Origin of the sequence: Paludifilum halophilum, assembly GCF_002245355.1 — a bacterium.
GTDB lineage: Bacteria > Bacillota > Bacilli > Thermoactinomycetales > DSM-45169 > Paludifilum > Paludifilum halophilum.
Genome location: NZ_NOWF01000010.1, coordinates 65,820 through 87,945 on the forward strand (window position 1 = coordinate 65,820; position 22,126 = coordinate 87,945).

14 protein-coding genes, 3 pseudogenes and 1 riboswitch are annotated in these 22,126 nt (G+C 48.0%); of the genes and pseudogenes, 13 read left to right on the forward strand and 4 right to left on the reverse strand.

From position 1 onward, the window contains the following. The first annotated feature begins 35 nt into the window (after positions 1 to 35). Positions 36 to 146: riboswitch (SAM riboswitch) on the forward strand. 71 nt (positions 147 to 217) lie between these two features. Beyond that, positions 218 to 1,522 (forward strand): homocysteine synthase, encoded by a 1,305-nt coding sequence (locus tag CHM34_RS15260; RefSeq protein WP_094265471.1) that lies wholly within the window; start codon positions 218 to 220, stop codon positions 1,520 to 1,522. A 185-nt stretch (positions 1,523 to 1,707) separates the two neighbouring features. Here the strand turns inward: CHM34_RS15260 and hmpA are convergent, their stop codons facing one another. Further along, positions 1,708 to 2,943 (reverse strand): NO-inducible flavohemoprotein, encoded by a 1,236-nt coding sequence (hmpA, locus tag CHM34_RS15265; RefSeq protein WP_094265472.1) that lies wholly within the window; start codon positions 2,941 to 2,943, stop codon positions 1,708 to 1,710. Positions 2,944 to 3,278: 335 nt separating this feature from the next. On the opposite strand from hmpA, the gene CHM34_RS15270 reads away from it, so the two are divergent. From CHM34_RS15270 to CHM34_RS15300, 6 genes and pseudogenes are all read left to right on the forward strand, one after another. Further along, positions 3,279 to 4,055: a hemerythrin domain-containing protein gene (locus CHM34_RS15270; RefSeq protein WP_169713766.1), complete on the forward strand. Its 777-nt coding sequence runs from the start codon at positions 3,279 to 3,281 to the stop codon at positions 4,053 to 4,055. A gap of 68 nt (positions 4,056 to 4,123) precedes the next feature. Continuing rightward, entirely contained in the window at positions 4,124 to 5,194 is a 1,071-nt protein-coding gene (locus CHM34_RS15275) for a radical SAM/SPASM domain-containing protein (RefSeq protein WP_094265474.1), read from the forward strand. 129 nt (positions 5,195 to 5,323) lie between these two features. Then, positions 5,324 to 5,623 (forward strand): transposase, encoded by a 300-nt coding sequence (locus CHM34_RS20000; protein ID WP_169713767.1) that lies wholly within the window; start codon positions 5,324 to 5,326, stop codon positions 5,621 to 5,623. Positions 5,624 to 5,646: 23 nt separating this feature from the next. Continuing rightward, positions 5,647 to 5,853: a transposase gene (locus CHM34_RS20225; RefSeq protein WP_369126365.1), complete on the forward strand. Its 207-nt coding sequence runs from the start codon at positions 5,647 to 5,649 to the stop codon at positions 5,851 to 5,853. Positions 5,854 to 7,137: 1,284 nt separating this feature from the next. Continuing rightward, positions 7,138 to 8,547, forward strand: coding sequence for a DUF3238 domain-containing protein (locus CHM34_RS15295; RefSeq protein ID WP_094265478.1), 1,410 nt, complete (start codon positions 7,138 to 7,140; stop codon positions 8,545 to 8,547). 170 nt (positions 8,548 to 8,717) lie between these two features. Beyond that, positions 8,718 to 9,083, forward strand: a pseudogene (locus CHM34_RS15300) (transposase); the annotation flags it as partial. Positions 9,084 to 9,312: 229 nt separating this feature from the next. Here the strand turns inward: CHM34_RS15300 and CHM34_RS15305 are convergent. Next, positions 9,313 to 10,567 (reverse strand): annotated as a pseudogene (locus CHM34_RS15305) (IS256 family transposase). Positions 10,568 to 10,654: 87 nt separating this feature from the next. Next, positions 10,655 to 10,954: pseudogene (locus CHM34_RS19880) on the reverse strand (Tn3 family transposase); the annotation flags it as partial. Positions 10,955 to 11,377: 423 nt separating this feature from the next. Here CHM34_RS19880 and CHM34_RS15315 point away from each other — a divergent pair. After that, complete coding sequence (locus CHM34_RS15315) at positions 11,378 to 12,601, forward strand: MFS transporter (protein ID WP_169713769.1); 1,224 nt, start codon at positions 11,378 to 11,380, stop codon at positions 12,599 to 12,601. Positions 12,602 to 13,144: 543 nt separating this feature from the next. On the opposite strand, the gene CHM34_RS15320 is transcribed toward CHM34_RS15315, so the two are convergent. After that, positions 13,145 to 13,555, reverse strand: a complete 411-nt coding sequence (locus CHM34_RS15320; protein ID WP_169713770.1) for a hypothetical protein — start codon at positions 13,553 to 13,555, stop codon at positions 13,145 to 13,147. A 505-nt stretch (positions 13,556 to 14,060) separates the two neighbouring features. Here CHM34_RS15320 and CHM34_RS15325 point away from each other — a divergent pair. From CHM34_RS15325 to CHM34_RS15345, 5 genes are read left to right on the forward strand one after another with little or no spacing between them, the layout of a single operon-like run. Next, entirely contained in the window at positions 14,061 to 17,747 is a 3,687-nt protein-coding gene (locus tag CHM34_RS15325; protein WP_141201735.1) for a nitrate reductase subunit alpha, read from the forward strand. Beyond that, positions 17,737 to 19,209, forward strand: a complete 1,473-nt coding sequence (gene narH, locus CHM34_RS15330; protein ID WP_094265484.1) for a nitrate reductase subunit beta — start codon at positions 17,737 to 17,739, stop codon at positions 19,207 to 19,209. Before CHM34_RS15325 ends, narH begins: the two co-directional genes overlap by 11 nt. Positions 19,210 to 19,264: 55 nt before the next feature. Beyond that, positions 19,265 to 19,819 carry a nitrate reductase molybdenum cofactor assembly chaperone gene (gene narJ, locus CHM34_RS15335; RefSeq protein ID WP_094265485.1) on the forward strand — a complete coding sequence of 185 codons (555 nt, stop codon included), beginning with the start codon at positions 19,265 to 19,267 and terminating at the stop codon, positions 19,817 to 19,819. A gap of 2 nt (positions 19,820 to 19,821) precedes the next feature. After that, entirely contained in the window at positions 19,822 to 20,499 is a 678-nt protein-coding gene (narI, locus tag CHM34_RS15340; protein WP_094265503.1) for a respiratory nitrate reductase subunit gamma, read from the forward strand. Positions 20,500 to 20,553: 54 nt separating this feature from the next. Continuing rightward, positions 20,554 to 22,056, forward strand: coding sequence for a nitrate/nitrite transporter (locus CHM34_RS15345; protein ID WP_094265486.1), 1,503 nt, complete (start codon positions 20,554 to 20,556; stop codon positions 22,054 to 22,056). Positions 22,057 to 22,126 lie beyond the last annotated feature (70 nt).

The following is a 22,126-nucleotide window of genomic DNA, read 5'->3' on the forward strand; positions in this document are numbered from 1 at the left end:
CAGATGGGAATAACAATATAATCATTGATAACACACTCTTATCGAGAGAGGCGGAGGGACAAGCCCGATGAAGCCCGGCAACCCCGGCGATGATCCGGAAGGTGCCAATTCTTGCAGGAGCCGAAAGGCCTTCTGAGAGATAAGGGAAGGGTTTGCGTCACTACAACCTCTTCTCTTATTGGGAAGAGGTTTTTTACATCCATAAGGGGGAGATCTCATGAGTGAAGAGCGAAAGTCATTCCGTCCGGAAACCCTCGCGGTCCATGCGGGGCAAGAGCCCGATCCGACCACCAACGCCCGAGCGGTCCCGATTTACCAGACCACTTCTTATACGTTCAACGATACGGAGCACGCCGCCAATCTCTTTTCCCTGGCGGAGCCGGGCAACATCTACACCCGGATCATGAACCCGACCCAGGATGTATTTGAACAGCGTGTCGCCGCCCTGGAAGGCGGTGTCGGAGCACTCGCAGTCAGCTCCGGTCAGTCGGCGACCACCTATTCTCTGTTGAACATCGCCGGTCCCGGGGATGAGATTGTCGCCTCCAGCAGTCTGTACGGCGGTACTTACAATCTGTTTCACCACACATTTCCCAAGCTGGGTATTCAGGTGCATTTCGTCGACCCGTCGGATCCGGAAAATTTCAAAAAGGCCATCACGGATAAAACCAAGGCGGTTTTTGGTGAAACCCTCGGCAATCCCAAAGTGGACGTCCTGGATATCGAAGGGGTGGTTGATGTTGCACACGAAGCCGGTATTCCGCTGATCGTGGACAATACGTTGGCGACGCCGCACCTCTTAAGGCCGATCGAGTTTGGCGCCGATGTTGTCGTTCATTCCGCTACCAAATTTATCGGCGGTCACGGGACTTCCATCGGGGGCGTGATTGTCGATTCCGGCAAGTTTGATTGGGCCAACGGGAAGTTCCCCGGCCTGGTGGAACCGGATCGCAGCTACCATGGGATTTCCTATACGGAGGCGCTCGGAGAATTGGCTTATATCACCAAGGCGCGGGTCCAGCTTTTGCGGGACTTAGGCGCTGCTATCTCCCCCTTTAACTCCTTTTTGTTGCTCCAGGGGCTGGAGACTCTTCATGTCCGAATGGAACGACACAGTGAAAACGCTTTAAAACTGGCCCGCTGGCTGCATGAACATGAACAGGTTACTTGGGTGGACCATCCGGGACTCCCGGGACACGCTTCCTATGACAAGGCTCGGAAATACCTTCCCAAAGGGCAGGGCGCGATCTTCACCTTTGGCATCAAAGGCGGGTTGGAAGCGGGCCGCCGTTTTATCGACAACCTGAATCTCTTTTCCCACTTGGCCAATGTGGGCGACGCCAAATCTCTGGTGATTCATCCGGCCAGCACCACGCATCAACAGCTGACGGAAGAGGAGCAAAAAGCCGCCGGTGTCACCCCCGAATTGATTCGCCTCTCTGTGGGAATTGAATCGGCGGATGACCTCATCGAAGACTTGGATCAGGCCTTGAAAAAAAGCCAGGATTCCGCTCTGGTTTGAGATGAGTACCGGGTTCCCGATTCAGTCGGCCGCACATCTTTATCGAGTCAATGGCCCATCCCCTGATTGCTACAGGATTTAGCTAAAATCTGTCTATCAGTCCGAACCTGCGGAAAGCCGGCGCCTTTCAAGGCGCCGGCTTTTTTATCCTATGACGGTGTCAAAGGCCTTCCAGGGCGCCAAGACTAAGCCGTCTCCTTTTCCGCATTCAGCATGCTCAACGGACTAAAGGCCTCAAAGTGAATGCGATTTTCGGGAACTCCCATTTCCTTCAATGCCCGCACAATCACATTCATGAACGGAATCGGCCCGCACACATAAAACACTCCATCGGGTGGCGTAATGATCGATTTCAGCCATTGACGATCGATAAACCCTTCTTTGTCAAAACGGCCTGCTTCCCGATCGGTTGGGGTCGGTCGTTCATAGCAAACATAAGATTGGACGTTCGGGTTTTGTTCGGCTAATCGGGATATATGTTCTCCCATGGCATGAACTTTACCGTTGATCGCGGCATGGATATACGTGAGATGGCGACCGGGGTTGATATCGGTAACGGTGTTGAACATACTGACCAGGGGGGTTAACCCGACACCGCCACTGATGAGAAACAGAGGGGTTTGATCCTCGGGATCCAGGACAAAGTCTCCGGCCGGAGCACTAAAGGAAAGCGTATCCCCTACGCCAATCTGATGGTGCAGGTAGTTGGACACGATGCCCGGCGGGTTTCCGTTGCGGGCATCTTCCCGTTTGACGCTAATGCGGTAGTAATCTCGCCCTGGCTGATCGGATAGGCTGTAATGCCGGATGTGATCGTATTTTTCTCCGGGGATCCTCGCTCTCAGCGTCAGGTACTGTCCGGGTTGGTAGCTGGCGATCGCTTTGCCATCGGCGGGTTTTAAGTAGAAGGAAGTAATCACATCGCTCTCCTTCACTTTACGATCCACGACGAAATCCCGAAATCCGCGCCAGCCTCCCGGTTGTGATTCCGCCTGTTCGTACAGCTCCCCTTCGATCTGGATAAAGACGTCGGCCAGATATTCATAGGCTTCCTCCCAGGCCGCCATGATTTCATCATTGACCTGATTACCCAGTACATCTTGGACCGCTTGTAGCAGGTTTTCCCCTACGATAGGGTATTGCTCCGGTACGATCCCGATCGCCCGGTGTTTATGAGCGATGCGGGTGATAATGGGCCGAATCGCTTCCAGATGGTCTAGATGCTCTCCCGATGCGTACACGGAGTGGGCCAACGCTTCCTGCTGAATACCCCGACGCTGGTTGGTTTGGTTAAATAGGTTGTACAGTTCCGGGTGGTTGCCGAACAGCAATTGATAAAAACGTTTGCCGATCGCTTCACTGTGTTTCTTGAGCACCGGTGCGGTCGATTTTACGATTTCGATGGTTTGAGCATTCATGATGATCGTCTCCTCCTTATGGGCTTATTATGTGAGTGAGAGGTTACGCGCATCCAAGAGGGATCCAATGGGAGGCGATTTCTATTAACCCATCCACCTCCTCTGTCCCATCTCTTTTATACACGAACAGGGCAAGAGAGAAATGTGAGAAAGATCACACCTGGGATCGGTGTCATCTTTCTGTCATCAACGGGTTGAAATTTGGCCACAAATCACTGTTTGACGGCTATTGCTTTTCCTGCGCCCCGGAATTTGCCCTATAATGATCACCGCGTGATATGTATCACAGAGACAAATGACAACTAAAAGATATGCTTAGGGTGAAGGAGGGATCATCGATGGCTATCCAATCTTGTCAACAATTGCAGGAGTTTGACGACACGCGGTTCGTCAAAAAGACCCTTCATAAAGGGTATGGAAACGTGGTTTTTCTCCTTCACCTTCTGCCGGGTCAGGAACTTCCCGCCCACACCCATTCGGGCAAAGAGGTTTTTCTTTTGGGTCTGCAGGGGAGAGGCAGTCTGTGGATTGGAGGTGATCATTACCCAGTCGGTTGTCAGGATTTTATCTATTGTAGCGATGAGGATGAATTAAGAGTCTACAATGACGGGACTGAAGGCTGGAGTCTGTATGTGGTGTTGAGTGCGAAGAAAGAGCCGGAGAACCAACAACAAGTGAAAGAGCCGATCAAGCGACCCCCGAGTCTGTTTCCGCTCTCTCGCCACCACCACCATGCCCTGGTCATGAGTCGACAGTTGAAGCATCAAAAAGAGGAATGGACGGTTTTGCGTAAAAATCTGAAGAAATTTTGGAATCAGGGAGGGCAGCAACACTTTCGGGAGGAAGAGGAGATCTTATTGCCAACTTATTCCCGATACGCTTCCGTGGAACGTCCGGAAATCCTGGAGATGCTGATGGAACATGTTCGGATCCGGGGCCAAGTCGAACAGATCCTGCAAGGGGCAGGAGTGCCATCGAAAGAGATTCTATATAATCTCGGAAATTTATTGGAATCTCATGTTCGCAAGGAGGAACGAGTCGTCTTTCCTATGATGGAAAACGAAATACCAGAGAGAGAATGGCATCGGTTGGGGGAGCTTCTTTCTCATGAATAAAAAATCCCTCGTGACATGAATCACGGCCTGCCTTATGCGCGATCCCGCAAAAGAAGGGGGATGACGAAGTGAGTCACTTTGACCGGAATCCATTTATCGTGATCTGGGAAGTTACCCGGGCTTGTGCTCTTCGATGCTTGCATTGTCGAGCAGAAGCTCAATATCGCAGAGATCCCCGAGAGTTATCGACGGAGGAAGGAAAATCGCTGATCCGCGGTCTGCGAGAGATGAATTCACCTATCTTGGTCTTTACCGGCGGGGATCCTTTGATGCGGGAGGACCTGTTCGAGTTGGCGGCCTACGCTAAGGAACAGGGGCTTCACGTCTCCTTGACCCCGAGTGCGACCCCTCGCGTGAAGCCGCGGGCGATGCGACGGGCCAAGGAAGTGGGGTTGGATCGGTGGGCGTTCAGCCTGGACGGATCGACCGCCGAAATTCACGATTGGTTCCGAGGGACGCGAGGCTCTTACAATCGGACTATCAAGGCGATCCAGTATCTCCGCGAATTGGAGATGCCCTTGCAGATCAATACCACGGTCAGCAAGTACAACCTGGACGATTTATCTAAGCTGGCCGAGTTGATGGAATCCATGGGAGTGGTGTTGTGGAGTGTTTTCTTCTTAGTTCCGACGGGTCGGGGAAGAACCGGGGATATGATCTCTCCGGAAGAACACGAACAAGTCTTTCATTGGTTGGCCGATCTGTCGAGTCATGTTTGCTTCGACATCAAAACCACAGCAGCACCTGTATATCGCCGCGTATTGGCTCAGCGGGGAGCTCTTAAAGGCGGGGGGGACATGCGTGCACCGTACAGCGTCAACGACGGAAATGGGTTCGTTTTTGTTTCCCATATCGGCGAGGTGTTTCCCAGCGGTTTTTTGCCTATCCCCTGTGGTAACGTCAGGAAGAATTCCTTGGTGGAGATCTATCGCGAACATCCCTTGTTTCAATCGTTGCGGGATCCCGATCAATTAAAAGGAAAATGCGGCATTTGTAAGTATCGGTTGATTTGTGGAGGTTCCCGAGCGTGTGCGTATGCACTTACCGGGGATCCGCTGGCGAGCGATCCCACGTGCATCTACCTGCCTGCCGTCGATCAGGTGAAGGAAGAGATGGATAGAAAAGGGCGGCATGCCTAAACGTCAAACAACATCGGGGGGAGATGCCTTTAAATATATCCGCCGATGGAATTGACGGAGACGAAGGCGAGTCGAAGTCGAGCGGATGGATGAAGAGGGGTAGTCCGAGATACGTGTAATATATACAGTTTGGATTGGGTATTTGTTCTAATTCACCTGGATGCCGGTTTTGTTCCTGCTAAAAAGGGCGGGACAAAAGTCGGGAAAACCAAAGTGGGGAAAGGGTCGAAAGTATTCAGTGTGGTGGAAAATAAAAAAGGGCTCCCAATCGCTTTGCTTGTGGAAAATGCGAATCCTCATGAGATTAACTTTGCCGAGAAAATCATAAATGAGATTCGTATTCTGCAAAGACGGGGAGCACCTATCAAAAAACCTAAGTTACTTGCAGCAGATAAAGGCTATCAAAGTCAAGCCTTTCGAGCTTTTTAAGAAAAAAAGGGATTCTCTCCCGCATTCCTAAGAAGAAAAACCAAAAATCCTCTCGTGGACGGAAGCCCACGGAGTTTCAAGTGGCCTATCGACAGCGGTTTAAAGTGGAACGTAGTTTTGCTTGGATGGACAATTTTCGCCGATTGGTGGTCCGCTATGATCGGATGGCTTCGATGTATCGTGGCTTTAATGTTCTTGTTTGTATAATTATGTGCTTAAACCATTTTTGAAATGGCTTTGGAGAAATGTTTGATGATGAGGCACCTGAGTGTGGTGTTTGTGAGCTTCGCGAATTGTGCGCTAAAAGATCGATGGGAAAACAGTTACCTACCCTTCAACACGAAACTATGGCTTTTTTGGAGGAAGCGAAAACTTGGAGAAGTAAGTGTCGTGCTTAACCAGTGAGGGCAGATGGGTGTCCATCTGTCCTTTGTTTTTTTTGTCTTGAATCATGCTCTAATTGCGTATAGTATGGTTAACGGTCATGTTAATTTTTTGATGTGGCGTTATTGAAGACCATTTATTTTTATTTGGTTTGTGTGTGGTATGCTTGGGACCACTTATTTTCTAAGGATTTTTTGGTTTTTTGGTTCACCTGGGCCAGACGCTGTTATAATTAAGTATTATGATCTTGATTTGAAATTAGGTTATTTGGTAGATAACCATCCGAAGCTTGAGGAAACAAGGATTTATAAATTTGTGATCGAACATACGATATAATTTCTCACCATATCCGATCCGTTGTGTATAATGCAGTAACAATGATTGGAGAGGTTATCTAAAAAAAAAAGAGAAGAGACTGCTGACCTTCACTTTGTCAGCAGTCTCCTGCGGCCATGTGGTCGCATTTTTTTGAGTCACTTCTATTCGATATGAGGAAGTTCACCGAGGTGTGAATTAGGGGGATTTTGATTATTTTGAGTTGGATATTGAACAAATACAAGCGTTTGATCTCTCTGTCCGAAGATGATATGGGTTAGATTCCGGCTAATGATCCTGTGACAATAACAATATTGAGGATTGAATAGGATTTTTTTGAGACAAGGAGAATACGACATATTAGGGTAAACTTTGCATCCCGCAAACAATTATAAGAACGAATTTACCATGGGGGTGAGTTTTTTGATAGAGATGTTACTGAGGAAACTGTTCGTATCCATTGTAGCCAGTTTACTTACTTTGATCGGTTATCACCTTATTAGTGAGGCGAATTTGGGAATCTTGTCACTGGTCTTTTTAGTATTCTTTTTTTACGGGTCTGTTGTTTCTGTGATCGCAGAAAAAATAACTCATGGAAGGTCTTTGACATATCTCATCATTCACCTTTTGGGAGGAATTTCATTACCTTTTTTATACGTTTGGATAGATGCAACTGATTTATCTTCCTTAAGATTTGAAGACTACAGCAAGGCAGTATTTCTTGGCTTCAAATGCTCATTTCTATTTTGGGTTATTGACATAATAGTAGGAAATGTATATCGTGGGATTAAAACCAAAAAAAGGGGTTGAACATTGTGAAAAAATTTTGGTTTGCCTCGATGTTTTTTCTGGTGGGAACAATTATTTGCGTTCCTTATGCTTTATCTGCAAGCTCTGGTGACATTAGAGATGTATCAGTAACAAGTACCAGTAAATCTATCGAAATTAATTGGAATAGTCACAGTGAGTATTTTGAATTGTATTCAAAGATAGATAATACATATAAAAAAATATGGTCAGGAAAAGATCGAACCTATAAACTGAATTCCTTGAATCCTGATCATAAATATAAATTGAAGTTAGTAGCCAAAGGTTCTAATGGTGAGAAGTTGGACAATGTTGTTATTAATACCTCTACAAATAAAACCAAAAGGCAGATTAATGAAAGAATTTCTATGTTAACCCCAACTGTAGTAATGAAAGATGAAAGGGTAACTAAGCAGATTTTTTACCCGATGGCCAATAGTAAATTAGACTCTTTTGTGAAAAAAAATGAGGTTAAACTTTCATGGTCTAACCTCCCAGATGACGATCAAATATATGAAGTTTATCGAGATGGTAAGCTATTGAAAAAAGTAAAAGGGGATTCTTTTACTGACACCTCGGTTGTGAAAAATAACATCTATTCCTACAAAATTGTGGGGTTGAAAAAAATCCCTGATGCTGAGGTGGAAAAAAAGAAAAAATGGTTAAAAGAAAAGGGGATAAAATTAAATAAAAGTCAAGAAAAAAATTTGTATTATGAAGAAAAAAGCTTAGGAACTGTTCTGCAAACATCGGATGAAACAACAATAGATATTTCGAGAGAAGATAAGAAACAGGTTACCTTACAAGGAGATGATTTCAGGGATTATCCTACTGGGTATGGTTTCACAATGAGATATACAACTTTCATCCCACTTGAGTATGCTGTCAATCCACAATGTGATTGGGTAGGCTATTGCAAATTCCATTATTTCGAAGGTGACAATAGAGGCTTTGATGTTTGGTCTGATAGATTCCGAACCCGGTCAGATGTTTATATTACATGGGATTTTGATACAAACAACCCTAATGATGTAAAACTTAACCCTTCAATTGGAACAACGGTTGGTCTTGATGAAAACAAGAATCCTGTAGAAACTGATCAAGCTGATGAATCAGATATTGAATTGTCCAGAGTCACAAATACAGGGGATTCAATTACACATTGGATCAAGTTGGAATCAAGTAACCCTTTAGTAGTTGGTGCTCCTGCAATCGATGCTGAATATGGTGCACAAGTATATAAAAATGGTACGGGACATGTTGAAGGTACTCATGACAAAGCCCCTTCACATGAGTTTTATATAGCACCGTATGCGTCAGATGGTGGCTGGAGAACAATATTAAATGATGAGCATGAAGGGTTTGAATATTTACTTCCGATTATGCCCAACGCCGAATTTAGCATTGACCTGGAGTGAAAAATTTTAACATAACAGCAATCCCTGAGATGAATGGAACATAGTACAGGGAGGAATCTTCTGGATATGATAACCGCCGTCAGGTGCGAGACTGCTGACAAAGTATGCAGGTCAGCAGTCTTTTTATGTCGAATACATAAAGAGAATTTATATGCAAAGGACGAATTTTCATGTTTCAAACGAATCCCAATCGACAAGGGAATATAGAATTTGTTTACATAGAAGAGCTGGTGCCGGAAGATCATTTGTTGCGCAAGATTGATGAAACGATCGATTTTTCGTTCATTGCCGAAAAAACACGCCCTCTTTATTCACCAGACAACGGACGCCCTTGTCTGGATCCCGTGATGCTGTTTAAGATGTTGTTCATTGGCTATTTATATGGCATTCGCTCGGAACGCAGACTGGTGGAAGAGATTCAAGTAAATGTGGCATACCGTTGGTTTGTGGGGCTGTCGTTAACGGACCCGGTTCCCCATTCTTCAACGTTCAGCCAAAACCGACGCCGGCGCTTTGTAGGCACCTTGATCTACCAGTGGCAATATAAATACGATGAGCAAAAGGATGTGTACACCTGTCCCGCCAACCACGAATTAACTTACCGTACCACCAACCGCCAAGGATACCGGGAATACAAGTCGAACCCATCCGTCTGCTAAGACTGCCCGTTACGATCTAAGTGTACGACCAGCAAAAATTGTGTGAAGACAGTAACGGGGATTGTCCCATCCGTCGTAGATTTTCGTTACGGCCATTTTCGCCGTTTTACGCAGTGATGGGTTTGTTTTCTATTTGTTCGCTACCGACCTCTTGCTCCAAGGCTTGTTTTAACAGAGGGAGTTGACGGTATCCCTTAATCCTTCGAAAACGGGTTTCCGCTTCCAAAAGGCCGGCAGCCGACCAGCGAAGAACTTGTTGACCGTTTCGCCAACGCTTCACGTTTCGAGATACATCCCGGACTGTCTTAAACGCGGATTCAATGGCATTGGTGGATCGCATCGTTGCTTGGAGAAGCTCGGGCAAACCCAAACGAATAACGGTCAAGGTTTCCTCCATGCCTTCCCGAAGGCTGGCCGCAGCCCCCGGATGAACTCTTCCAGCTGATGAGCCAGCCGCTTTAAAGCACGGAGAGCTTTGTCTGCGTCCGGCTGTTTCCATGCCTCCTTGATCTTTCGTTCTACCCAGGCTCGAGGTGATCCAACACATTTCGCATTTTATGGACCTGACACCGCTGAACGACCGCCTGTTTGCCGAATACCTTTCGTACAGCGGAACGAAGGGCTTTGCTTCCGTCGATGATGACCAGAATTCCGGAATCGATACAAAGTCCCCGATCCACCAAATCCATAAGCAAGGATTTGCAAACGGTGGCGTTTTCGGTCGCTCCTTCCCACAGACCGAGGATGTGCTTCTTTCCGTCCTCATCGATCCCCAAAGCAACGACCACGGTATGATCCGCCATGACCACGCCATCGATCATCAGCGCGAGGTACCGCTTTTCATTCAAACGTCGTTTAAGAAGTTCCGCCAACTTTTTCTTGGTTCCTTCCACGAAGCGACGGCTGATCGTACTTTTGCTAGTGGAACCTCCTTTCTCATCGGTTCCTGCCGGCTCCAATCCATGTTCGTAGTGTCGGGTGGACAGCCCATGGATCATGCGCTCCAGCGCAGCCTCTGTCAGGAGCGAAGAATCTTGAAAAGCCTGGTACGCTTCCAAGTGGAGCTCTTCTCCTTCCACCGAGCGGACCCGGGGCTTTTCCACCCGGACTTTTCGACCGCCCAAAACGACAGAACCTTGCTCTACACCATGCCGGACCGCTTTTCGATTCGGGTTGTGCTTTCCTTTGGGTCCTGCCAGTTGGGTGACTTCTTCCTGCAGCATGGCTTGAAATACTTGCAACCCAGTCTGTACAGCCAAGGCCAATAATCCCTCTTTGGCCGATTCCATGATAGTTGTCAGTGTAAGCTGGATCTCGGGATGGCTCTGGAACTTTTCTTTTCTTTCCTGTAAGCTTTTCATAGTGGCGGTTCTCCTTGCCCACCACCGTTATACCAAACGGTTTAGGAGACCGCCACTTTCAATTTCCACGATTTTCGGGACATAGCCCACCGTCCGTACCACCCGGCCTAACTCCCGGAAAGCCTTGTATAGCCGGTTCTTACGACTGTAGTTGCTCAGTTTGCGAAGCAACGTGGCGGAAGAAATTTTCCCGGCTTGGATCGAGAGCACGACCCGGAGCAGGTCTTTCCAGTGCGTCTCGATCAGCTTTCAATCGATGGTTTCGGAGAATAACCCGTTAATATGCCGAAAGCGGACATCCTCAAAGGGACGAAAGAAGGTCAGGTTCTTCAGGTTGCGAATCCGGGGCATCAACTTAATCCCAAGGAGATAAGCCAGGGTGACCACTCGGCAAGCAACCGCAGATCCCCGGCATAATCCCGAAGCGTCTTGGGGTTGAGATCATCGTGGGTTTGTAGGTCATCAATAAAGCGATTAATCCAAATGTTCTGCCTGATCGGAAATCGAAGGGGATCGACCCATTCGCACGCCTCCTTTTTAGAATTGAATCACCTTAGTGGACATGATATTCCCAGGTTATTCGAAACATTAGTGGACATCCAAGAGCCGGTTTTGGGCGGACTCATAGCCGCTAATACTGTTTAGCGGATATATACAGTCTTTTCAAACTGTTACAACACTAGCGGATAAAATATCTTGGATTTACCCCCTCGACGGGAACCGATAGCCGGGAGAACCGTCCCCAGAGTGGAAGCCAAGTGACCACTTCTTTCTCGTGGTACAATGGGGACATTAGGAGGTATTTGCTCCTTGAATATTTCTATCGATAAAGCCTCAAATAAAAAACCCCCTTCTTTTTGGACGAATCAATCCTTACTTGCTTTGTGGACGGGACAGGGGCTTTCTTCAATCGGAACAGGAATTTATCAAGCCGGGCTGGCTTGGGAAGTGGTACATATTACGGGTTCCACACTTGCTATGGGCTCCATTCTTATTGCTTCGACTATGCCAGTGATTGTATTTTCTCTTTGGGGAGGAGCATTAGGGGATCGTATCCCTAAACGAAGGATTCTGATTTTTATTGATTTTTTTCGATGGGTAGTGTCAATGATTTGGGCTTTTACCCTATTCGGGAGAGACCCAAGTGTAGGCGAATTGTACGTTTTTTCTATTTTCTTAGGTTTCACCCAAGCTTTTTTTAAACCTGCATACTCCGCGCTTATTCCTGATTTAATTGAAAAAAAACAGATCTCACGAGCAGTAGGGATTAATCAATTAATTATGCGAAGTGCAGATATCCTAGGGCCTTCTCTTGGGGGCGTGTTAATAGCTTACACATCTTTTGGAATGGTCGTAATGGTAAATGCCCTTACGTTTAGTCTTGCATATGGATTAAATTTTTTGCTCCCCAATCTATTCCCTCAAAAAACCGAAAAAGGTTCTCCACTACGCCATATAAGATCAGGAATCCGGTATTTTATTCAAGAACCCGCTGTTTTTTGGTCAGTGATTCTTATTACTTTTGCGAACCTGTCCGCTGTAACAATCCAAGTGAATCTGCCTCAATTTATACAGATCGATCTTAACTGGACTCCCCAGACCTATGGAATCGTGATCTCCTGTTATGGACTGGGAACAACAGTTGCTTTCTTGTTCCTTTCCGTATTTTCTTTAAAAAAAAGGAGGGGAATGTTGTATTTAATTACCTTGTTTACTGGCGGAACCATGTTTTTATTTTTCCCATTGGTCCATTTTTCCTGGCAACTAGGTGGATTGTTGTTCATCATGGGAGTGGTTTTCGGATTAACAGGAGCTATAAGCATCACATTAACGCAGGAACTAACCCAGCAAGCTTATCGGAGTCGGGTCATGGGAATTGTTACGGTAAGTGGAGCTCTCATGCCGTTGGGTTATGGATTATGGGGAGCTTTAGGAGATTACCTTCATAACACTGTCGTTTTTCTCGCAGCAGGAAGCTTTATATGTCTGGTGGCTCTTATAGGGGGAAAGACTCCCTTACGAAAAACAAATTGAAGAGACAAATATAGTCGATATATTTCGGATAGTGAAATAAATAGGAGTTATTAGCATTTATCTTCTGGGATAAAAGGATAAATAAGGTAATTCTGAACTAGAGGAAAAAATGAGATAATGTTACGTTTGGTTTGTCCGTACTTTTATTTGAAGATGGCTTTCGTGCGGAAGAGCTTCCCACAACACTATTCTCCTGAAGAGGCCAACCGGATACTACAAGAAACAATTGCAGCATCCAGTAGTCGTGGAGCATAAAAAATCCACAATACAACCTAACAGGTCAAAAAATCCGATTCCCTTAGCGTACAGGGAGCCGGGTTTTTTGATGGGTGAGGAGGTGATGGAGTATATACGACTACTCCCGATTAATTCTATCTAGAACTGTATATATTACACGTATATCGGACTACCCCCGAAGAGTGGCTGATCGGAACAAAAAAATGAATATTGTGAATCGATCGATTCCATATTCCACATCAGAATACTCCTTTGCGTCTCTAGGCGATCGTGACAGGCCTGAATGCAAAGGAGTTTTGTTTTTTTCTAAAATTGGTAAGGAAAGAGCATGAGTACGAGGATCAAAAGCATGGTGATCGATGCGAAAATAGCGTGAATACGCACTTTTCGTATCCATAAGTGAAATGTGAAATCCTGCGGAGAATGATGATATTTCCGGATATAGTAACCGAACAGTCCCCCGAAACCTCCGATGGACATGTAGGTGATGAACACTAGGATAATCCATAGGAAAGAATAACTTCCTTTGAAATATAAGTAACCGCCGCTAAATAGTTGAATAACGAGTACCCACTGGGTGATAAAATTCATCCAATACAGCACATGGAGGACCGGTCTCTTCTCCAAAAACGCTTTTTGCAAAAAAAAGGGCAATAAAAGATAAAAGCCCATTCCAACCGCCCCTAGTACATGAAAAAACAACATGATTCGGTTCACAATCATCCTCCCTTCCCTCATGATCCACTCCTCCCATTCTTCACTTTATCATCTTTTCAGGTCATGGTTGTGTGGTAAGTCACATTTTTATCGTCAAATTGCCACGAGAATAGAGGTCGATTTAGAGGTTGCTTATTTGAGGCCTATGCGTTCATACGATCCATTTTTTCTGGCTGATCTATACCTTATATCATGCTCGATCAGGCGTTTTACAGTAGTAAAAGGGCCGGCTCAAAGACAGGGTCGGTCTCGTTTTCTTTGTAGAAGTAGAAGAAGAGAAGTCGGCGTATGAGTGTTTCAAAATCGTGAAGGGTTCTGGTTATGTGATAATTATCACAAGCAAAGGAGGGTTGACTGCTCATACTGAAACAGAACGGAGTTATACACGGCTTCGTGGAAAGCCCCCTCCTTGTATAACGGCTGTAGTTCCAGGATTACACGGACTGCGAGCCTGGTTGGGAAAATGCGATCATTCGAGATCCATAAGAAAGAAGGTCGGAGCATGATGAAAAAATTCCCTTTGCTGAACAAACTGAAATATTTTATCCCGCGGGAATCTCACTCCGATCCGTGGAGTGAGGTATCCGCCCAAGGTCGAGAGTGGGAAGATGTTTACCGCAAGCGTTGGCAGCATGACAAAGTGGTACGCTCCACACATGGTGTCAACTGCACCGGATCGTGCAGTTGGAATATCTTTGTCAAAAACGGCATTGTGACATGGGAAAACCAGAGCATCGATTACCCCTCGACCGGACCGGATATGCCGGAGTTTGAACCGCGCGGGTGTCCGCGGGGGGCCAGTTTCTCCTGGTATATTTATAGCCCGTTGCGAGTGAAGTATCCCTATATACGCGGTGTGTTGAGGGAGATGTGGCGTCATGCTCTGAAGGAGATTGGCGATCCGGTGGCCGCCTGGGAGTGGATTGTGAATGACCCGGAGAAAGTGAAACGGTATAAATCGGCGCGGGGAAAAGGCGGGTTTGTGCGCGTTTCGTGGGATGAAGTGCTCACGATCATGTCGGCGGCGATGATTCATACGATCAAAACCTATGGCCCGGATCGAATCCTCGGATTTTCCCCCATTCCCGCCATGTCGATGATTAGTTATGCCTCGGGTGCCCGTTTTTTGTCTTTGATCGGCGCGCCGCTATTAAGTTTTTATGATTGGTATGCCGATTTGCCGCCGGCTTCCCCACAAATTTGGGGAGATCAGACGGATGTTCCGGAGAGCAGTGACTGGTTCAATTCCTCTTATATGTTGGTGTGGGGGTCGAATTTGCCGCTCACGCGTACACCGGATGCCCACTTTATGGCGGAAGCCCGCTACCGCGGAACGAAAGTGGTATCGATCAGCCCGGACTATGCGGAATACGTCAAGTTCGCCGACAATTGGATGTCGGTAAAAGCCGGCACAGATGGTGCGCTGGCGATGGCGATGGGGCATGTCATTCTAAAAGAGTTCTACGTGGAGCGGGAAACGGGTTATTTCACCCGATATGCGAAGCACTATACCGACTTTCCCTTCTTAGTGACCCTGGAACCGAAGGAAGGCGGTTATACCGCGGATCGTTTTTTGCTGGCGTCTGATTTGGGCAAATCGGTCGAACGTGCGGAATGGAAGACGGTGGTCTATGACGAGAACCGCGATGCATGTGTCATCCCCCAGGGAACGATCGGATCCCGCTGGAGTGATGATGGGACATGGAATCTAAACATGCAAGATGATGAATCGGGTCAACCGATTGAACCCCGGCTCGGTTTACTCGGCGTAGAAGATGAGGTCGTTACCGTTCAACTCCCTTATTTTGATGAGAAGGAAAAGCGCGTGCTGAATCGTGCCGTTCCGGTTAAGCGGGTGGAAGGTGAAGACGGCCGTCCCATCCTGGTGACCAGTGTTTACGATTTGATTCTGGCCCATTACGGCATCGACCGGAATTTAGAAGATGATCTTCCTGTCGGCTATGATGAGGTGGCGCCGTTCACCCCGGCCTGGCAGGAACCGATTACGGGGGTCAAGCGAGAGTTGGTGATTCAAATCGCTCGGGAATTCGCACAAAATGCGGTGGATACCAACGGACGTTCAATGGTCGTCATGGGAGCGGGGATCAACCACTGGTACCATTCGGACACGATTTATCGCGCCATTATTAACCTGGTCTTAATGGTCGGGGCACAAGGGGTGAATGGAGGCGGATGGGCTCACTACGTCGGCCAGGAAAAGTTGCGTCCGGCGGAAGGATGGCAAACGGTGGCCTTCGCCCGCGATTGGTCGATGCCGCCACGCCTGCAAAATGGGACCTCTTTCTTCTACTTCGCGACCGATCAGTGGCGGTATGAGGAAACGCCGGTGGATGAACTAGTCTCACCCTTACAGTCCAAAGCTCGTTATCGTCATTACGCCGATTACAATGTAATGGCCGCACGTTTCGGCTGGTTGCCGTCTTACCCACAGTTTGATCGAAACGCGTTGGCTCTTTATGAAGAAGCTGAACAACAGGGGGCGAGTACGTCAGAGGAAATCGGCCAGTATGTTGCTGATCAATTGAAGCGGGGCGATTTGCGCTTTGCCATTGAGGATCCCGATCGATCCGCCAACTTCCCCCGGGTTCTGTTCGTATGGCGGGCCAATCTTATCTCCAGTTCCGGAAAAGGGCACGAATATTTCCTAAAACATTTGCTCGGTACGTCACACGGGCTGATGAATGACGACACAGCCAGTCTTCGTCCCGAAGAAGTGACTTGGCGCGATAACGCTGCCGAAGGCAAACTGGATTTGCTGGTCAATGTGGATTTCCGCATGTCCGGTACGTCGCTGTATTCCGACATCTTACTACCGGCGGCCACTTGGTATGAAAAGAGCGACTTGAGCAGTACCGACATGCATCCGTTTGTTCATCCGTTCAATCCGGCGATTGCGACGCCATGGGAAGCGAAATCGGATTGGGACACCTTTAAGGAATTGGCCAAGGTTTTTTCCGAAATGGCCCAATCGCAGTTTGATGCTCCGGTTCACGATGTGGTGGCGGTGCCGCTGCAGCACGACTCCCCCGATGAACTGGCCCAGCCCTTCGGTGCGATCCAAGATTGGCATCATGGAGAAGTCGATCCGCTTCCCGGAAAGACGATGCCGCGCATCGAGGTGGTTGAACGAGATTACAGCCAGGTATACGACAAAATGACCGCTTTAGGGCCGCTGGCGAGGGAAAAACCGATGGGGGCCAAAGGGATTTCCTGGTCCGCGGAGGAAGCATACGATCTGTTGAAACGCGTGAATGGGACCGCGGTTGGAGATGGAGTGGCGCAAGGTTGTCCCGATATCAGTACCGACCGCCGCGTCGCGGAAGCGATTCTCACCCTTTCCTCCACGACCAACGGCCAGCTGGCCCTCCGAGCGTGGGAAACGTTGGAACAGAAAACAAAATTGGACCTGAAAGATCTTGCGGAGGGTCGCGGTGAAGACCGTTTCACTTTCGCCCAGATCACCGCACAGCCCAAAACCGTGATCACCTCACCGGCCTTTAGCGGTTCGGAAAAAGGCGGTCGCCGCTACTCCCCTTTTACGACCAATGTGGAACGAAGCATTCCCTGGCGAACACTCACCGGTCGACAACACTTTTATGTAGACCACGAAATGATGCGGGAATTTGGAGAAGGGTTAGCCACATATAAACCGATGCTCCACCATGCGCCGTTTCATCCTGAGGGCCACCGCCCCCATGTGGAAGGCAAGGAAGTAACATTGAATTACTTGACTCCCCACAACAAATGGTCGATTCACAGCATGTACTTTGATAACCAGTCGATGCTGACCTTGTTTCGCGGCGGCCCTACCGTCTGGATGAACAAGGATGACGCAGCGGAAGCCGATATTCAAGATAACGACTGGATCGAGTGTTTTAACCGGAATGGGGTGGTCGTCGCACGTGCCGTCGTTTCCCACCGTCTTCCTCGGGGAGTTGCCTTTATGTACCATGCCCAGGACCGGACGATTAATGTCCCGGGTACTAAATTGACCCAAAACCGAGGCGGTACCCACAACAGTCCGACGCGCATCCATGTCAAGCCGACCCATATGATCGGCGGCTTTGCCCAGCTCAGCTACGGATTCAACTATTACGGGCCCACTGGAAATCAACGGGATTTGAACGTGGTGATCCGCAAGTTGGAAGAGGTGAACTGGCTTGAAGATTAAAGCTCAAATCGGAATGGTTATGAATTTGGACAAATGCATCGGCTGTCATACCTGCAGTGTCACATGTAAAAATACCTGGACCAACCGCTCTGGTTCCGAGTATATGTACTGGAATAACGTAGAGACGAAGCCGGGGATCGGATACCCGAAAAAATGGGAGGACCAAGAGGCGTATAGGGGAGGATGGATTCTTAAAAACGGGAAATTGGAGCTGCGTTCCGGCGGTCGGGTCAGCCGGTTGGCCAACATCTTTCACAATCCGGATCAACCAACGATAGACGATTATTATGAACCCTGGACCTACGACTACGAGAAACTGACCGACAGCCCGGAAAAGAAACACCAGCCGGTAGCCCGCTCCAAATCCACCGTCACCGGTGAGTACATGGACATTGAGTGGGGGCCTAACTGGGAAGATGATCTCGCAGGTGCGCACGAGACCGGGACGCGAGATGTAAACATGAGCCAGATCGAACAATCGATACGCATGGATTTCGAGGAAGTGTTCATGATGTACTTGCCGCGGATTTGTGAGCACTGCCTCAATCCTTCCTGTGTGTCCGCATGCCCGTCGGGGGCCATGTACAAGCGCGATGAAGACGGGATCGTGCTGGTCGATCAAGAAGCTTGCCGGGCGTGGCGCTTCTGTGTATCCAGTTGCCCGTATAAAAAGGTTTACTTCAATTGGCAAACCCACAAAGCGGAGAAGTGTACTCTCTGTTTTCCGCGGATTGAAGCGGGACTGCCCACGATCTGTTCGGAGACTTGTGTAGGACGAATTCGCTATCTCGGCATTCTCTTGTACGACGCGGACGCCATTGAAGCCGCAGCCTCCGTGACAGACGAACAGGACCTATACGAATCCCAGCTGTCTGTCTTTCTCGATCCTCACGATCTAAAAGTGATGGAACAGGCCCGTCGCGATGGGATCCCAGAAGATTGGTTGGAAGCGGCACGCCGGTCGCCCGTTTATAAAATGGCGGTGGATTGGAAAATCGCTCTTCCTCTTCACCCGGAATACCGTACCTTGCCGATGGTTTGGTATGTGCCGCCGCTCAGTCCGATCATGAACTTATTTGAAGGGAAAGGCAGCCCATCCAATCCGGAAGACGTTTTTCCAGCCATCGATCAAATGCGGATCCCGATTCAGTATCTGGCCAACTTGCTTTCCGCCGGCGATACGGAGGTTATTCGGAACGTCTTAAAAAAAATGGCGGCGATGCGCTCCCATATGCGGGCGGTGAATATCGGAAGAGAGTCAAACCCGGAATGGCTCAGGGAAGCGGGAATGGATGCCGACATGGTGGAAGCAATGTACCGGCTGCTGGCGATTGCCAAATACGAGGACCGGTTTGTGATCCCTGCGGCTCACAAAGAGCAATGTTCGGACTTGATGCTGGAACAAGGCGCCTGTGGACTCGACTTCACCGGCGGCCCCGGTTCCTGCGGAATCTTCGGTTAAAGACCGAGAAGTGAAAGCCTGTGATTCGATCCTACACCTAGAGGAGGGTGTCTTTATGTGCACCGAATCAACGGAAAAGTTGCAGAGTTGGCTTCGGTTAATCTCCTTCTTGTTGCAGTATCCCGATGATTCGTGGCAGCAGGTGTTGAACGAATGCCAGGTCATCGATCCGTCAGACGGTGCAATGGCCCCTTTCATCCACCGATTTGTATGGTGTCTGGAAGAGGAGGGGATCGATGGGATACAGATGCGTTATGTGCAGACCTTCGATTTTGGCAAGAAGACCAACTTGTACCTCACCTACGCGAGGCACGGGGAACAGCGTGAGCGCGGTGCGGCGTTACTTTCCTTAAAACAGGTTTATGCTCAGCATGGGTTTCACATGGTGGATGATGAGTTGTCCGATTACTTGCCGTTGTTGCTTGAGTTTGTCTCCGTGGCCTCGCCCGATGCCGGTGTGCCCCTTCTCTGTGAGCACCGTCCGGCGATAGAAGAGATCAGGGAGCATTTAGCGAAAATGGACAGTCCTTATGTCGACATCTTTGACGCTCTTTTGTTCGTTCTGGATCAATGGGGGATTCAGCCTGTTGCGAAGGAGGGAGTACAATGAATGTGTGGGAGCAGTTTCTCTGGGTGATCTATCCTTATTTGGTCATAACCGTATTCATTGTCGGGCACCTTTACCGTTTGAACAACCACCCGTTCAGTTGGACTTCGAAGTCGAGCGAGTTTCTGGAGAAACGGGTGTTGAAATGGGGAAGCACCCTGTTTCATTGGGGGATTCTTTTCGTGGTGATCGGCCATGTGGCGGGGTTGCTCGTTCCGGTTTCAGTCTATCGAGCGCTGGGTGTATCCGATGAAGCCTATCATGTGATCGCTTTGTCTGCCGGAGGAATCGCCGGCTTGGCCGCTCTGCTCGGTGCTTTGCTTCTGATGGGACGCCGGTTCCGTGTAAAACGGGTGCGTGCGACGAGCAGTGTTGGGGATCTGTTGGTGATCGTTCTCCTGGTGATCATTCTATTGACCGGTCTCACCGCTACAGGCACCAACGTTAGCCATACAGGATTTGATTATCGGACGACGATCAATCCGTGGATACGAGGGATCCTCACCTTTCGTCCCGACGCTTCGCTGATGGAAAAGGTGCCGGTTGCCTTTAAGATTCATATCCTGCTCGCTTTCGGATTGTTTGCGGTTTGGCCGTTTACGCGGCTGGTTCATGTTTTTAGTCTCCCGATCACTTATTTAAGCCGGAGTTATGTGGTCTACCGCCGACATTCATCCCGATAACCGTTCGTCACTTTGTAATTTATTAAAAAAAATAAAAGAAAGGTGGGGACAATCTTGGATCTCAAAAAGGTACAGTTACCGCTTCAGACCTTCAGCTTGGTTGCGGGTTTTATCGTTTGGGTCATATTGTCCTCTTTGCTCCCTTTTATTAAGGAGGATCTTTCGCTGTCTGCGGTTCAAGCTTCATGGGTGACGGCCGTCCCCGTTGTTCTCGGATCCATCTTGCGTATTCCTCTCGGTTATTTAACGAATCGTTACGGAGCCAGAATGGTATTTACGGTCAGTTTTCTTTTGTTGATGGGGCCGTTATTCTATATCAGTATCGCTGATTCTTTTGCCGATTTAATTGTTGGAGGGTTTTTTTTAGGAATTGCCGGAGCTATTTTTTCTATTGGTGTCACTTCCCTACCAAAATATTATCCGAAAAATCGCCATGGTTTTGTCAATGGGGTTTATGGTCTGGGTAATATTGGAACCGCGATTACGTCGTTTTCAGCTCCCATAGCAGCTGCACAGTTCGGTTGGCCGGCAACCGTTCGCATGGCGATCGTGATCATGGGATTATTTGTAGCCTTAAATTTAATGTTGGGTGATCGTCAGGAACCGAAGGTGAAAACATCATTAACTCAACAGGTTCGTCAAGTTTATCGGAATGCAAGCCTTTGGGCTCTCAGTTTATTTTATTTTATCACATTCGGGGCGTTTGTCGCTTTCACCGTCTTCCTACCCCATTTTCTAGTGAGTAACTTTGGATTGGATAAAGTGGATGCAGGGTTGCGTACGGCTGGATTTATTGTTTTAGCTACCGGCCTTCGTCCGTTAGGGGGCTGGATGGGGGACAGATGGAATCCTTTTGTTGTGTTGATGTTTGTATTCGGCGGATTGACTCTATCCGGGGTGTTGTTATCTTTTTCGCCTACCATTGGATTGTATACGATTGGAAGCCTTATGGTTGCTGTTTTTGCCGGAATTGGAAATGGCACTGTTTTTAAACTGGTTCCGCTTTATTTTTCAAAACAAGCCGGTATAGCCAACGGAGTGGTGTCGGCAATGGGTGGTTTGGGAGGTTTTTTCCCTCCGTTGATATTGGCGACGCTATTTGAAATGACCGGACATTATGCCATCGGCTTTATGGCTTTGTCCGAAATATCTCTGGCTAGTTTAATGATTGTCTTGTGGATGTTTTACCAAGGTCGATTAAAATTGGCTACCGATATAGTGGAATATACAGCGGAAGGAATCCTAATCACCGATGCCAATGGCTTGATCCAGTCGATTAATCCCGCTTTTACAAAGCTAACAGGTTACCGTAAAGAAGAAGTGGTGGGAAAAAAAACGAGTATCTTAAAATCTGGCAAACATGAATCCTCATTTTATAAGGATATGTGGGCGGATATTGAACAGTATGGATACTGGCAGGGTGAAATATGGAACAAACGAAAAACCGGTGAACTATATCCACAGTGGCTTACAATCAGTGCGATAAAAAATGAAGCCGGAGAGGTAAAAGGTTATGCCGGAATGTTTAGTGACATTTCAAAACAAAAGACCAAATGAATAGGAGCTTTCAATCGAGACAAACTCGCCTCATCATCGCGTGCATAGGACCGGTTATACTAGAAGCGTG

What these genes read in the sequence shown, in the direction of transcription:
- narJ (WP_094265485.1), top strand. Translation starts at nt 19,265, where the DNA reads ATGTGCACCGAATCAACGGAAAAGTTGCAGAGTTGGCTTCGGTTAATC.
- CHM34_RS15270 (WP_169713766.1), top strand. Translation starts at nt 3,279, where the DNA reads ATGGCTATCCAATCTTGTCAACAATTGCAGGAGTTTGACGACACGCGG.
- CHM34_RS15260 (WP_094265471.1), top strand. Translation starts at nt 218, where the DNA reads ATGAGTGAAGAGCGAAAGTCATTCCGTCCGGAAACCCTCGCGGTCCAT.
- CHM34_RS15325 (WP_141201735.1), top strand. Translation starts at nt 14,061, where the DNA reads ATGAAAAAATTCCCTTTGCTGAACAAACTGAAATATTTTATCCCGCGG.